The organism is Lactobacillus sp. WILCCON 0149, assembly GCF_057197965.1.
In genome coordinates this window covers 1,802,834-1,817,681 of sequence record NZ_JBUBHO010000001.1, presented here as the reverse complement: position 1 = coordinate 1,817,681, position 14,848 = coordinate 1,802,834, and the positions used below count along the sequence as shown (strand labels likewise).

Annotated in this window: 10 protein-coding genes; 5 read left to right on the top strand and 5 right to left on the bottom strand. The window is 50.6% G+C overall.

All coding sequences use genetic code 11. The features are described 5' to 3' along the window. Positions 1–159 precede the first annotated feature (159 nt). From ACYVUV_RS08365 to ACYVUV_RS08355, 3 genes are read left to right on the top strand one after another with little or no spacing between them, the layout of a single operon-like run. Positions 160–2,031, top strand: coding sequence for a PTS mannitol transporter subunit IIBC (locus ACYVUV_RS08365; RefSeq protein ID WP_439776217.1), 1,872 nt, complete (start codon positions 160–162; stop codon positions 2,029–2,031). 13 nt (positions 2,032–2,044) lie between these two features. Next, the gene (locus tag ACYVUV_RS08360) at positions 2,045–2,494 is read left to right on the top strand and encodes a PTS mannitol transporter subunit IIA (protein WP_439776218.1); all 450 of its coding nucleotides are present in this window, start codon (positions 2,045–2,047) and stop codon (positions 2,492–2,494) included. 2 nt (positions 2,495–2,496) lie between these two features. Next, on the top strand, positions 2,497–3,642 hold the full coding sequence (locus ACYVUV_RS08355) for a mannitol-1-phosphate 5-dehydrogenase (protein ID WP_439776219.1): 1,146 nt from the start codon (positions 2,497–2,499) through the stop codon (positions 3,640–3,642). A gap of 125 nt (positions 3,643–3,767) precedes the next feature. Here the strand turns inward: ACYVUV_RS08355 and ppc are convergent, their stop codons facing one another. Together ppc and ACYVUV_RS08345 are read right to left on the bottom strand one after the other, a co-directional pair. Beyond that, positions 3,768–6,497 carry a phosphoenolpyruvate carboxylase gene (gene ppc / locus ACYVUV_RS08350; RefSeq protein WP_484499256.1) on the bottom strand — a complete coding sequence of 910 codons (2,730 nt, stop codon included), beginning with the start codon at positions 6,495–6,497 and terminating at the stop codon, positions 3,768–3,770. A gap of 170 nt (positions 6,498–6,667) precedes the next feature. Beyond that, positions 6,668–7,612 (bottom strand): AEC family transporter, encoded by a 945-nt coding sequence (locus ACYVUV_RS08345; RefSeq protein ID WP_439775519.1) that lies wholly within the window; start codon positions 7,610–7,612, stop codon positions 6,668–6,670. Between the two features lie 181 nt (positions 7,613–7,793). Between ACYVUV_RS08345 and ACYVUV_RS08340 the strand changes: the two genes are divergently transcribed. Beyond that, entirely contained in the window at positions 7,794–9,416 is a 1,623-nt protein-coding gene (locus ACYVUV_RS08340) for an ABC-F family ATP-binding cassette domain-containing protein (protein ID WP_439775520.1), read from the top strand. Positions 9,417–9,487: 71 nt separating this feature from the next. On the opposite strand, the gene ACYVUV_RS08335 is transcribed toward ACYVUV_RS08340, so the two are convergent. Further along, entirely contained in the window at positions 9,488–10,795 is a 1,308-nt protein-coding gene (locus ACYVUV_RS08335; protein ID WP_484499255.1) for an MFS transporter, read from the bottom strand. A 369-nt stretch (positions 10,796–11,164) separates the two neighbouring features. On the opposite strand from ACYVUV_RS08335, the gene ACYVUV_RS08330 reads away from it, so the two are divergent. After that, the gene (locus ACYVUV_RS08330) at positions 11,165–12,928 is read left to right on the top strand and encodes a sensor domain-containing diguanylate cyclase (RefSeq protein WP_439775522.1); all 1,764 of its coding nucleotides are present in this window, start codon (positions 11,165–11,167) and stop codon (positions 12,926–12,928) included. Positions 12,929–12,984: 56 nt separating this feature from the next. Here ACYVUV_RS08330 and ACYVUV_RS08325 read toward each other — a convergent pair whose 3' ends face one another. Continuing rightward, positions 12,985–13,350, bottom strand: a complete 366-nt coding sequence (locus tag ACYVUV_RS08325; RefSeq protein WP_439775523.1) for a hypothetical protein — start codon at positions 13,348–13,350, stop codon at positions 12,985–12,987. A 242-nt stretch (positions 13,351–13,592) separates the two neighbouring features. Continuing rightward, positions 13,593–14,792, bottom strand: coding sequence for an MFS transporter (locus ACYVUV_RS08320; protein WP_439774719.1), 1,200 nt, complete (start codon positions 14,790–14,792; stop codon positions 13,593–13,595). Positions 14,793–14,848 lie beyond the last annotated feature (56 nt).

Below are 14,848 nucleotides of genomic sequence, written 5' to 3'. Positions count from 1 at the left end.
AATCACAAATGGAACTCTGGCACCGTTTTCAGTGCCAGAGTTCTGTTTTCTTTCCGTTGAAAGCGGAAACAATTGATAATAAGATAAAAATGTAAGTAAAAGTTAAGTAGAGTAAGTTTTATTGTTTTTAGTAGTTTTTAGTGTTTAGGAGGAAAAGTAATGTCTGAAACTCAGAGCAAGAGCTCAGCTAAGGCAAAGATCCAAAAATTCGGGACCTTCCTGTCAGGCATGATCATGCCAAACATTGGCGCGATTATTGCCTGGGGCTTCATGACCGCGATTTTCATGTCGCCAAATGGCTGGTTCCCGAACAAGTACATCAACAGCTTTACCAGCTCGATGCTGTACTTCATGATTCCAATCTTGATCGCCTACACGGGCGGCAAGAGCGTTTATGAGGAAAGAGGGGGCGTAGTTGGTGCCATCTCCGTTGTCGGGACCATCGTCCTGGCCTTCCCTTGGGCCAACCCGGTAGCGCAAGGCATCGTTTATCCGGCTCTTTACCCATACGCTGCCAACAAGGCTACGGGGATTCCAATGTTCCTGGGGGCCATGATCATGGGGCCGCTCAGCGCTTGGTGCCTTAAGAAGTTTGACCAGGCCTTCCAAAGCAAGGTCAAGGCCGGCTTTGAAATGATCTACAACAACTTCTCCCAGGGGATCATGGGGATGATCTTCGTAGCGATCAGCTACTTCTTGATCGGGCCTATTTTGGTTGTATCCACGATTTGGATCGCCAACGGGGTTGACTGGATCATCGCTCACCACCTGCTGCCACTGGCCAACCTGGTTATTGAACCAGCTAAGGTCTTGTTCTTGAACAACGCGATCGGCAACGGTGTCCTGGTTCCTTTGGGGATTCAGCAAGCTGCCAAGGTTGGCAAGTCAGTCCTCTTCTTGATGGAATCAAACCCTGGCCCTGGTCTGGGGATCCTGCTGGCCTGCTCAATTTTTGGCAAGGGTTCAGCCAAGAGCTCTGCTCCGGGTGCCATTGTCGTTCACTTCCTCGGTGGGGTGCACGAAATTTACTTCCCGTACGTTCTGATGAAGCCAATCTTGATCTTGGCCGCCATGGCCGGTGGGATTACCGGGACCTTCCTTTTCAGCGTCTTGGGCGGTGGCTTGACTGCTGCTGCCAGTCCTGGCTCAATTATCGCCATCTTGCTGGTTTCAGCTAAGGATGCTTACTTCGGCAACATTGTCGGTGTTCTCGGCTCAGCTGCCGTTTCCTTTATCGTAGCTGCAGTCATCTACAAGATGGACAAGAGTGACGATGGTGACCTGGCTGCTGCTCAAGGACAAATGGCAGCCATGAAGGCAGAATCCAAGGGCTTGACTGAAGAAGAAAACGGTGCTTCAGCTGTTGAAACGGTTGAAAGCTACAAGGACGTACAAAGAATCATCTTTGCCTGCGACGCCGGCATGGGTTCATCCGCTATGGGGGCATCGCTTTTGAGAGACAAGGTGAAGAAGGCGGGCTTGAAGCTGCCAGTTACTAACACTGCTGTCCGCAACTTGAAGGATGAACCGGGCCTGCTGGTTATCACCCAAGAAGAATTGGCAGAACGGGCTAAGGAAAAGACGCCAAACGCGCTTCACGTATCAGTCGGCAACTTCCTCAGCACGCCAAAATACGACCAGGTCGTTGCCCGCTTGAAGGCAGCCGGTGAAACCCTGCCAGAAGCAGACCAGGTCAAGAAGAATGAAAAAGCAGCCGCTAAGAGCGACGGCTTGGCAGCTATCGACTTCAGCAAGGTCAAGGAAGTCGACTTCATCCGGCACGACCAGCACCTGGGTACGGTAACGATGGCTTCAAGCCTGTTCAAGGACCAGATGCAGAAGGCCGGCAAGGAAACTCCGGTCAAGGCCGTAAGAATCAATGAACTGGACAATGATCCAAGCCACTTGGTCATCGTTACGCCAATGGCTGGCAAGAACCTGGCTATTCGCTATGACCAGATTCAAGTCATCACGGTTGACGACTTGCTCAAGGCCGGCGAAGTCAGCGGTCTGATTGACAAGCTGAAGTAAGGAGAGCAGAAGCATGAAACTGGAAAAAGATATGATCAAGTTGAACCAAAATGTTGCCACCAGTGAGGAGGCAATCCGCATGGCTGGGCAGCTTCTGGTGGACCACGGCTGCGTAGAGCCGGAATATATTGATGCCATGCTCGCCCGGAACGCGGACGTGTCAACCTACATGGGCAACTTCATCGCCATTCCGCATGGCACTGATGAAGGCAAGAAGTATATCAAGAAAACTGGAATTTCGGTCGTCCAGATCCCGATGGGGGTCGACTTCAGCGAACCCGATGACCAGCAGGAGAAGCTGGTGACTGTCGTCTTCGGAATCGCGGGCTTGGGCAATGAGCACTTAGCGCTCTTGTCCCAGATTGCCCTGTTCTGCAGCGACGTTGCCAACGTAGCAAAATTAGCCGACGCGCAAACGCCAGAAGAAATTATCGGTTTGTTAGACAAAGTAGGAGAAAAATAAAAATGAGAGCAGTACACTTTGGTGCAGGTAATATTGGCCGCGGCTTTATTGGCGAAACTTTGGCAGCCAACGGTTTTGGAATTGATTTTGTCGACGTTAACGAAACGATCATTGATGCCTTGGTCGAGCGGGGTGAATACGATATTCAACTGGCCGCCCCGGGGCAAAAGAAGATTCACATCAGCAACGTGACCGGGATCAACAACGCCAAAAACCCTGAAAAGGTTGTCGAAGCCATCAAGACGACCAACATGGTCACCACGGCTATCGGCCCCAAGGTATTGAAGATCATTGCTCCTCTGATCGCCCAAGGCTTGAGCGCGAGAGTCAAGGAAAATCACGAACCTTTGGATGTCATTGCCTGTGAAAACATGATCGGCGGTTCCCAGTTCTTGAAGGAAGAAGTTTACAAGCACTTGAGCGACGAAGACAAGGCTGAAGTTGACAAGTATGTTGGCTTCCCGAACGCCGCTGTTGACCGGATCGTGCCAATTCAGCACAATGAAGACCCGCTCTTCGTTTCAGTTGAAGACTTCAAGGAGTGGGTCATCGACGAAAGCCAGATGAAGAATCCGAAGATTCGCTTGGAAGGCGTTCACTACGCTCCGGACCTTGAACCATACATTGAAAGAAAGCTGTTCTCGGTCAACACCGGTCACGCCACTGTTGCTTACACTGGCAAGGCTCTGGGCTATGAAACGATTGGGGAAGCCGTTAAGGATGACCGGGTCGTTGACCAGGTAACCCGCGTATTGGCTGAAACCCGTTCCCTCCTTTTGGCCAAGTGGGACTTCACTAAGGAAGAACTGGAAGAATACCACGCCCAAGTCATCAACCGCTTCAAGAACCCTTACATTTCCGACGACATCGCCCGGGTAGGCCGGACGCCAATCCGCAAGCTGGGCTACAATGAACGCTTCATCCGGCCGATCAGAGAACTGAAGGCCCGGGGCTTGGACTACAGCGCCCTCTTGGAAACGGTTGGCAAGATCTACCACTTTGACGAGCCAGCAGACGCTGAAAGCCAAAAGCTGCAACAGATGCTCAAGGATGAACCGGTCAAGGAAGTCGTTTTGGAAACGACCGGCCTCAAGGATGACCCTGACCTGGTTGAAGAAATCATCGCTTCAATCAAGGCGGCTGATTAAGTAAAACAATTTTGAAATAAAATCCGAATCAAAAACTAAAACAACACGAAGCAAAAGCAAGAAGAAAAAGCATGTTTGAAAAAACATGCTTTTTTGCTTCTTATTAAAGTGTAAACCCGTGGCGATTAGCCCGAATTACGCAGGCCTGAAGCGACCCCGTTGATGGTGATGTGGATGATCGATTCGGAGATGCCGCTGAGCTTTTCTTGCCGGCCCCGCTTGATCATTTCCAGCTGGACGTAGTTCAAGACGTTGAAGTAAGGTAGGCGGTAGTCCAAGCTGCTTTCCAAAGACGGGTTGTCTTCCAAAAGTTTGCTGTGGCCTTCGATCTGCAAGATGACTTCCTTGGTCAGTTCCCATTCCTTCTTGATGATGTCAAAGACTGACCGGGTAGCTTCGTCTTCACAGAGCCCAGCGTACTTTTCAGCGATTTCCATGTTGGACTTGGACAAAACCATGTCAACGTTGGAAAGCAGGGAGTGGAAGAATGGCCAGCCCTGGTACATTTCCTGCAATTCCTTCAAATTGTTAGGATCAGCATCGATGAAGTGCTTGAAGGCTGAACCAACCCCGTACCAGCCTGGGAACATGACCCGGCTCTGTGACCAGGAGAAGACCCAAGGAATAGCCCGCAAGCCGGACAGTTCAGTAATCTTCTTTCTGGCTGCCGGCCGGGAGCCGATATTCAAGCTGGAGACTTCCTTAATCGGCGTCGCCTGGAAGAAGTAGTCGTGGAAGTGCGGGTTGTCAAAAACAAGTTCCCGGTAAACCCGGTTGCTGTCAGCAACGATGCCGTCCATTGAAGCCGTGAAGTCCTGGATGTGGTCCTGGCTGACGGCTTGCTTGGAGACCATCCGGTCAACCGCGGCGGAAACCAGCATTTCCAGGTTGTAGTAGGCAGCGTCCTTGTTGCCGTACTTGTTCTGGATGATTTCCCCTTGTTCAGTGGTCCGGATCCGGTCCTTGATAGAGCCGAATGGCTGGGAGGTGATGGCTTCATATGATGGGCCGCCGCCCCGGCCAACCGTACCGCCCCGGCCGTGCATGAAGGTGATCTTGATGCCGCGTTCTTCGCCGATGGCCGTCAGTTCCTTCTGGGCCTTGTACAGGCTCCAGCAGGAAGCCAGGTAGCCGCCGTCCTTGTTGGAGTCGGAGTAGCCCAGCATAATTTCCTGGTAGTTGCCCTTGGAAGCAACCCAGCGCTTAACGATGTCGAAGCTGAGGTAGCGCTTTATGATTTCCCGGGAGTTCTGCAGGTCTTCCACCGTTTCAAACAAAGGCACGACTTGCACCCGGGCCTTTTCAGAATCAAGCAGGCCGTATTCCTTCAGCATGATGGCTTGTTCCAGCATGTCGGAGATGCTTTCGGTATGGGAAATAATGTGCTGCTTGATCACGTTCTCGCCCAAAGTGTCCTTGAGAATCCGGGCGGTGTGGTAGATCTTCAGTTCCTTTTGCAAAAGCTCTGACTTCGGTGAGTTGGATGAGTGGAGGCTGCGCGGGTCATTGTTTAATTCGCTGAGCAGGATCTGAATCTTTTCTTCTTCGCTCAAGTCGCTGTAGTTGTCACAGATCCGGGCGCTCTTTAAGAGTTCTGCCACGCAGGCTTCATTGACGCTGGAGTCTTGCCGCATGTCGATCGTGGCCAGGTGGAAGCCAAAGACATCGATGGCTTCCAGCAGGTCGTCAAAGTGGCCGCCAGTGACTGCCCGGTCATGGTTTTGGATCAATGACCGTTTAATGGCTTCCAGATCTTCCTTGAATTCGTAGGCATCCTTGTAGACTGGGGCCTTTAAAGCAGCTTCTTTCTTAACTACGGCTTCCTTAGAGAAGACGTCCAAAAGTTCCATTTCAGTGTGGGCCAGGCGGCTTTCCAGGTAGTAGAAGGCCCGGCGGTAAGGTTCATTTTCTCTGAATGGGGAGTTGTCGGCGGACAATTTGGCCAGTTCCGCAACTTCCGGCGTCGGCTGCACGTAAGAAGTTGAGACAGCTACCGTCCGGTAGAGGTCATTGAGGGCCTTGATGTAGTATTCAAAAATAACTTCACTTTGAATCGTCGCGCTCAAGCGGAGGGTTTCAGCCGTTACATAAGGGTTGCCGTCCCGGTCCCCGCCGATCCACATGCCCATGGTGATCGGCGTTGCCCCGGCAACGTTGAGGCCCTTTTCCCGGGCCAGTTCCTTGTAGCGGGCAGTGAGCTTGGTGATGGCCGGAATCAAGGAGTCAGGGTAGTAGACCATGACGTTCTTGATTTCGTTTGAGACCTTCAGCTTCTTTTCCCGGATGATGTCCGTCTGCATAATGATTTCAATGTAGCGGCGCAGTTCCCCAGTCCATTCTTCCCGGTTGATGGTGCCGGCCTTGACGTCCCGGTAGCGGCGGAGCAGATCATGGATCTTATTGGTAAGTTCCAGAATGGTCTTGCGCTGCACCTGGGTCGGGTGGGCGGTCAAAACAGGAACGACGTTGACATGGCTCAGAATTTCAGCGGCATTGTCCTTGCTTGCCACCAGGTCAACCGTTGATTCCAGCTTGCCCAGGTAGTCCTTGTCCGTGTTGTTGAGCAGGTTGACTTCACTGGCCAGGTCGACGTCTTCTGAAATGTTGATCAAAAGCGGCAGGGTCGCGAAGTAGCGGGCAACAACGATCATTTCTTGATTGCTCAAGCAGGCAATCTGGCTTTCCAGTTGGCTGTGGTCGTTGCTGGCAGCGATTTTGACCAGGCCCTTGATCTTGGCGAATTCTTCGTCGCCAACCAGGTGGCGGGTGCTTTCGTCAAGCAAGTCAGTCAGGATCTTGACCTCTTCAGCAATAACCGCGTGGTTACTGTTGTTCTCTAATTTCTTGGCAGTCACGCTTAACTTCCTCTTTCTTTTAACTAATGCTTTATGCTTGCTTATGCTTTTTATCTATCATACGCCTTTTTTGCTGAAAATTGAATTAGCTTGGGCTTCTTTTCCGTAACTTTTTCTAAAAAGTCGAACAATTTTCTTGACAAAAATGATACATTTCGGGTAAGGGTGAACTATACCAGCTGCTTGAGCCAGCTGGCCAGCATGATAATCAAGGGCACGCTGACCACTGACATCAGAGTCGACAGACACAGACAGCGCATAGGGAAGGCAACAGGGCGGTTGGCCAAGAGGCTGAGCATGACGATAAAGCCGGCAACCGGAGCGGCCGCCATGATGACTACGGCCAGGTAAGCGGTCGTTGACAAGGGGACCAGGAGCAAGATCACGCTCATGCAGGCCGGCATAAGGAAGTTCCGCAAGAAGCAGATCAGCCAGGCCTTGCCGTCTTTATAGAAGTCCCCCGAAATTGTTCCCAGGTTGGAGCCGATGACGATCATGCTTAAGGGAGTGTTCAAAGAAGCCACGTAGCTGACTGACCGGTCGATCACGGCAGGAAACTTGAGGCTGGCGCCGGTGATAAAAAGGATGAAGCCAATGGCCGTGGCGATGATATTTGGGTTTAAGAGGACGGTTCTGAGGGTATCGGCCAAAGGCTGCCGCTTCTTAAAGGTGCCGATGCCGTGAGACCAGATGAAGATGTTGTTTAGGACCAGGATGGGCACGGCGAAGAAGGTCCCCTTGCTGCCTAAAAGAGCTTGAATTAAGGGGATGCCGATAAAGCCGCAGTTGTTGTAGACCGCGCCAAAAGCAATCAGCTGCTTGTCCGGATCATTTTTTAACCGGGGCAGGCGGAGCAGGAGACTGCTGAAGGCGATGGGGAAGAGGTAGTTGAGCGATCCCGCCAGGAAGGTTAAGCCAAAGTCCTTGACTAAGCTGGCGCTGGCCGGGCGCTCAAAGGCGTTGATGATCAGGCAGGGGCCGACGATGTAGACCAGGATGGCGGTTAAGTCCTTGCCAGTTTCTTCATGGATCATGCCCTTTTTCCGGCAGAGGAAGCCGATGGCCATGAGGATGAACATGATGCAGATCTGCTCCAGTGAGATGAAAAATGCCATAAAAATACTCCTATCAATCAGTTCTTTTTAACAGATTATAAGCCAATTTATTCTTTAAAAAGAAAGAACTTTAAAAAAGGGGGGAGAAAATGGGTGAAAAGCTTGGTGGGCAAAGGCCAAACCTGTTATACTGATTTAGTCATAATTGCAGTAGAAAATTTAAGAAACAGAGGAAAATCTATTGATCACAGTAACAGATTTAAGTTTGCAAATCGGCAGTCGCACCCTTTACAGCGACGTCAACCTTAAGTTCACGCCGGGCAACTGCTACGGCATCATTGGGGCCAACGGGGCCGGCAAGTCGACTTTCTTAAAGCTGCTGGAAGGAAAAATGGAACCGACCACGGGCTCAATCAGCATGGGTCCTAACGAAAGAATGTCCAGCCTGAACCAGGACCACTTTGCCTTTGAAGATTTTTCCGTTATGGAAACTGTGATTCAAGGCCACCAAAAGCTCTACCAGGTCATGAAGGAGCGCGACGCCCTTTACGCCAAGGCCGACTTCAGTGAAGAAGACGGGGTCAAGGCGGCTGAACTGGAAACTGAATTTGCGGAACTGGACGGCTGGAACGCTGAAGCTGACGCTTCCCAGCTTTTGCAGTCCATGAGCATCCCGGAAGACATGCACCAAAAGCAGATGAGCGAGCTGGCGGAAAGCGACAAGGTTAAGGTCCTTTTGGCCCAGGCACTGTTCGGCAACCCGGACATCCTCCTTTTGGACGAACCGACTAACGGTCTGGACGTGCACACCACGGCCTGGCTGGAAAACTTTCTGGCTGACTATGAAAACATCGTTTTGGTCGTTTCCCACGACCGTCACTTCCTGAACCAGGTCTGCACCCAGATGTGTGACGTTGACCGCGGGCAGATCAAGCTTTACGTCGGCAACTACGACTTCTGGTACGAATCAAGCAAGCTGGCCACGGAACTGGCCCGCCAGCAAAATGCCAAGAAGGAAGAACAGATCAAGCAGCTGCAGGAATTTATTGCCCGCTTCTCAGCCAATGCTTCCAAGTCCAAGCAGGCCACTTCCAGAAAGAAGCAGCTGGACAAGATCAGCTTGGACGACATCAAGCCATCCAGCCGCAAGTACCCTTACATCAAGTTTGAGATGAACCGGGATTTGGGCAACGACTTGCTCAGAGTGGACAATGTGTCCTACAAGTCTGGCGACGAACAGCTTTTGGACAATGTCTCCTTTATCGTTCGGCCGGGTGACAAGGTAGCCTTCTTGTCCAGAAACACCCGGGCTACGACCGCTTTGATGGAAATCATCGCTGGCCGCCTGGAGCCAGACTCCGGGACTGTTACCTGGGGGCAGACGACTTCCTTTAACTACATGTCCAGAGACCTTAACGCCAACTTCGACAATGACGAATTGACCATCCTGGACTGGCTGCGCCAATACGCTGACAAGGAACACGACGACAACACCTTCTTGCGGGGCTTTTTGGGCAGAATGCTCTTCAGCGGCGACGAGATCAATAAGCAGATCAAGGTCCTGTCCGGGGGTGAAAAGGTCCGCTGCCAGCTGTCCAGAATGATGCTGGAAGCAGCCAATGTATTGGTCATGGACGATCCGACCAACCACTTGGACCTGGAATCCATCACGGCCTTGAACGAAGCCATGGAAAACTACCCAGGCTCAATTCTCTTTACTTCCCACGACCACGAGTTCATCCAGACCATTGCCAACCACATTATTGAAGTTGGTCCAAAGGGTGTGGTGGCCCGGGCCGACATCAGTTACGACGACTTCCTGGCCCACCCGACTGTTCAAGAACAAGTCGCAAAGATCTACTAAAAGCAGAAAATTCCAAAGAAAAAGCTTATCCGTCCTGGATAAGCTTTTTTGCATATCTCCTTTATATATGCCTATGCTTCTTCGTCAAGTGCTGACCGGTGACCTTTCAAGGCAAAGACATAGACCATAAGAGAAATGAAGACCGCTAATGAAACGTAGTAAAAGAAGAGACTTTCGTGGCCAGCTGACCGCATGTACAAGGCGACGTATTGGGAAGTGCCGCCAAAAAGCGCGACAGTCAAACCGTAGGGCAAGCCAACGCCTAAAGCCCGGATTTCACTTGGAAAGAGTTCAGCTTTGACGATAGCGTTGATTGAGGTATAGCCAGAGACGATAACCACGCCGGTCAGCATTAGCAGAAATGCCTGCAGGGCAGTAGTGACATGAGAGAGCAGGGTAAAGATCGGGACGGTCAAGAGGGTCCCGCCGATACCAAAGAAGATCAAGAGGGGCCGGCGGCCGATTTTGTCAGACAAGTGGCCAAAGATTGGCTGCAAGGCGACCATGACTAAGAGAACCAAAAAGTTGATCATGGCGACAGTTTCCTTGTCCAGGCCAGCTGTGTTGATCATGAACTGCTGCATGTAGGTAGTGTAGGAATAGAAGCTGATCGTGCCGCCCAGGGTCATGCCAACGACGATGGCAACTTGCTTAGGGTATTTCATCAAAAGGCTGAAGCTGCCGGCCTGCTTGTTTTGCTTGTTTTTGGCAGTGAACTGGGCGGATTCATCCATAGACAGGCGCAGCCAAAGGACGGCTACGGCGCCCAGGGCACCAATGATGAAGGGGATGCGCCAGCCAAAAGCGTAGAGCTGGGCGTCGGTCAAAACCTGCTGCAGGATGATTTGGACCAGCAAGGAGAAGAGCTGGCCAGCGATCAGGGTCACGTATTGGAAAGATGAGTAGAAGCCCCGCCGGCCGCGGCTGGCCATTTCTGACATGTAGGTGGCGCTGGTGCCGTATTCCCCGCCAAGGGAGAGGCCTTGAATCATCCGGGTGACGACCAGGATGATGGGGCTGATGATCCCGACTTGCGCGTAGGTTGGGGCAAAAGCGATGATCAAGGAGCCGGCGGCCATGATTGTGACTGACAAGGTCAAGGCTGCCTTGCGCCCCTTTTTGTCAGCGAACTGGCCCATAATCAAGGAGCCCAGGGGCCGCATCAAGAAGCCGATCGCAAAGACCGCAGCCGTTGAAAGAAGTTCAGCGGTCTGGTTGCTGGCCGGGAAAAAGGCGGCTGAGAAGTAGATTGAGAATGAGGCGTAAACGTACCAGTCGAACCACTCGATCATGTTTCCCAGTGAACCTTTGAAGATATTTGAGGCGATCTGCCATTCGCCAGACAACATGCCAACTTTTTTACCAGGAACTTCCATCATGTTTCCCTCCGTTTCTAAAAGATAAATAATGGATCAGCTCTTGCTGATGACTGTAACTATAGGAGCTTTGGAAAGGGTTGACAAGGGGTAAATTATAACAAGATTGAAAATAAGCGATAAAGGGAAGGCAAATAGCGAAAAATAGGAAAAGTACCGCCTTTGCTTAATATTCTTAAGCTTATTCTCTTGCACTTAGGGGGTAATGGGGGCTACACTTTACTAAATTAAGTTGTTGGGGAGCTAGCTGCATATTAAGCAGCCTTTTTTAAACAAAAAGCCTTTTCTTATAGGCTGTATGATGTAAGCGTGTTAAACTGAAGTATATAGGTATGGTTATATAGGAATGGCCTTGGAAGGTGGCGGTATGCAATGAAACTGAATCTGAAAAATAAAGCGGTTTGGGCGACTTTAACCATATTTTTTGTCGTTGCGTCATTTCTCATTGCAGCTGTTTTTTACTCGCAGAGTCTTGCCAGCAGAAAGGACAAGGCATACCAGATTGCTGAAGCCTATGCTATTGAGCTGAAGAGAGACTTCCAATATGCGGCCAGCAGCAACGCGGCCATGGAAAAGCTGGTGGTTGCCAAAAACGGCAAGGTAGAAAAAGAAGAATTCACGAATGCTGCCAAGCTGTTAAAGAAAGACTACATCAGCTTGATTGAACTGGTGCCTAATGGAGTAGTCACTAATACCTATCCATATCAGTCAAAGCAGAAAAAGAATAATGACTTAATGCAGGTTAAAGAGGCTAAGCAGGTTCTCAATTTCGTCAAGCAGAAAGACAAGGCCGTCTTATATGGCCCAATGCCCCTGCTCAATGCCAAGAGATGCGTCGTAGTCATGACTCCGGTAACCTTGAAAAATGGCAAGTTCTGGGGCTATGTTATCATGACGGTCAAATTGCCGGACGTCTACCAGCACACCTTGAAGAACTTGACGACCATGGGCTATGACTATTGCATTAATACCAACAAGTCGCCTTTAACCCAGAAGAAGACCCAGGTCGAGTCGTCTTTAGGGAAAGGAGAGAAGCTTAAGGACCCGGTTGGCTATACTTTTAATTATGGTTCTTGCTGGTGGACTTTAAACATCGTTCCTAAAGCAGGCTGGTGCAGCGGCGAAACAGTACTTTTGCTGATTTTTGCCGTATTGATCGACATATCACTGAGCTGCCTCTTGTATCTTTTCCTCGGTACCCGGCAGCAGAAAGTGGAGCTGGACCAGCTGGCTTTTAAAGATCCATTGACGGGACTGGACAACCGGCGGGGATTTTTTGAACAGTTAAAAAAATTAGCAGAAATAAAGGGGAAAGAGCCGCTGACTTTGGCCTTTATTGACCTGGATGACTTTAAGTTCGTCAATGACGTTTATGGACACGTGATTGGCGACTTGGCCTTGAAGCATTTGGCTGATCATTTACTGAAAAAGTTTCCGCCTGATGCTTTGGTTGGCCGGACAGGCGGGGACGAGTTCTGCGTCGCGGTGACCGGCAGGCCGGACTATATTAAGCAAGTGGTTGAAGATGCGATTGATGGCGTGCAAGAATTCAAGAGCGGTGAAACGACGGTCAGATATACGATTTCAGCCGGCTATGCTGCTTACCCAAGCCAGGCGGCCAGCATCAAAGAACTGGTGACTTTTGCTGATGAGGCACTTTACGCGGCTAAGATGCACGGCAAGCACGCGGCTAAGCGTTATGAGCCGGAAATGGAGCGGGTCAAGCGGGCCCAGCTGGGCTTCAACGTTAAGAACGTCGCTCAGGGTCTGCCGGGCGGGATTTTGATCTACCGGGCTGATGACAATGAGCGGGAGATACTTTTCGCCAACGACTACCTGGTTCATTTGCTGGGCTGCCAGAGCTACGAGGACTTTTTGGCATATACCAAGTCCAGCTATAATAACTTTGTCTATCAGGCCGACTTTGCGGAAGCGGAAAAGGCTATCAAGCTGCAGCGACAGAAAAAAGAGACAGATCCAGACAAGAGCCTGCTGCTGAACTACCGGGTCAAGGCTAAGAACGGAAAGATCCTCCACCTCAGCACTTTGGGCCGGTATGTGGAAGACAATTATTACGGCGATGTCTTTGTCGTCTTTGTCTTGCCGGATGACTTGTCCATGAAACGGAAAAAATAAAATGGTGAAGCTCGAGAAGACGAGTTTCACCATTTTTTCGTACAATTTTTGACCTGCTACTCATGAAAGTCGATGGTAAAGCGGGCTAAAAGGATCAGAAGCAACTGCAGGAGGTTCAGCCAGAGAAAGCCAGAGCCCAAGGCGATGGGCGAGATCATTTCACCGGCTGTCAAAAGTAGGAGAGCAGCCAGGAAAAAGAAGATTCCGCGGTCATCCAGCTTGTCTATCCGCAAGCTGAGCCAGGCCTCACAGACCAGCATGATGATGAAGACCAGACCAGCGGCGATTGAAGGGATAAAGGAAGACCAGCCCATTAGTCTGGCAGAGTTGCAGACATCAATCAAGCTGGCCAGGGAGACCCAGAGGAGAATGAGACTGAGCAGGAAGCTGACAGCTTGCAAAATTTTGGTAATGACTTTCAAAGTAACACCTCGATTTTCAAAGAATATTTTTCTTCAGTATAATGCGAAGAATTTTTTTGAGCAAACGCATAGGAATTGTTGAAAATTGTTATTTTCGCTTAATGACATCCTTATTTTTGTAAAATTGGGGTAAATATAGGTGAGAATACAGACGAAGAAGCGCTTGCTCTTTGAAATAATCAAGAATAATCTTCAAGCAAAAAGCCCCAAGAATGAATCTTGGAGCTTTTTTCGCGCCTAAGCTAGGCAATGTTTTTCAAAATGTTGGTCCGGTAAAGAAGCAGGTTGATCACGACGATCCCGCTGGTTACCAGGAAGACGGCGCTGTAGCCGAGGTGGGCCGAAACCGTTGAGCCCAATAGCGGCCCAAAAATATTGCCGACGTACATGGCGCTTTGGTTCCAGCTGAAGACCCGGCTGGTCAATTGTTTCGGGCTGTACTTGGTCAGCATGGTCTGCACCTGCGGGAAGAGGCAGGCGTCGGTAAAACCAATCAAGAAGCGGCAAACACCCAGCTCAATCGTGTTGCGGACAAAAGCCGTCAAAAAGAAGAGAATGATCGAACCGATCAAGCCACCTAAGATGATCTTGTGGGTCCCGATCCGGTCACCCAGTCCCCCAAAGTAGGAAGCTGCAGCTACCGTGGCAATCCCTGGCAAAGCCGCGATGATCCCGCTGACGAAGACAACCTGCCCTGAATTGTGCATCAAGCTTCTGACATACAGGGAAACGATTGGGTTGATGGAGTTGTTGGCCGCTTGAATGATCAAGGTCGTCAGTAGCAGCCCCAGAATCAATTGCCCGCTCTTAAATTGCTTCATCGTATCCTTAAAGCTGGCCCGCTGCTCGCTCTTAACCGGCACGAAGTCATCTTCATGGATAAAGAAGACAGACAAGACGAAGCAGGTGAAAAGCAGGGCCCCGGTAATAAAGAAGGTTACCCGGTAGCTAAAAGCCTGCGACAGTGCCCCGCCGGCAAAGGGCCCCAGCAATTGTCCCCCGGTCTGGGCGGAAATCATGATCCCCAGCGCCTTGCCAGACTTGTTCTTTGGCGTCTCTGCCGCGATAAGAGCGTTAGAGTTGGAGATGAAGCCGGCAAAAACCCCCTGCATCCCTCTCAGGAAGAGCAGCTGCCAGACATTTTGCGCCAACCCCATGCAGGTAAAGACAACCGCCATCCCCAAAGAAGCCCGCAGGATCATTGGCTTGCGTCCCTTCTTGTCAGCCAGCTTGCCCCAGATCGGTGAAACCAGGGCCGCTACAACGTAAACCGCTGAAAAGACGATCCCGGACCAAAAACTCAGCTGCTGGTGGCTGAACTTGCCCAAGGTGTCAATGTACAGGGATAAAAAAGGCGTGACTTCTGAAAAGGCGATCCCCGCCAAAAAGACGCTGACTGCCGAGACTTGCAGGTTTCTTTTCCATACCGGTTTCTTTTGCAATGTTTGACCTTCTTTTTTTCTAAGCTCTACTGATAAAAAACTTTACATATCTTTTA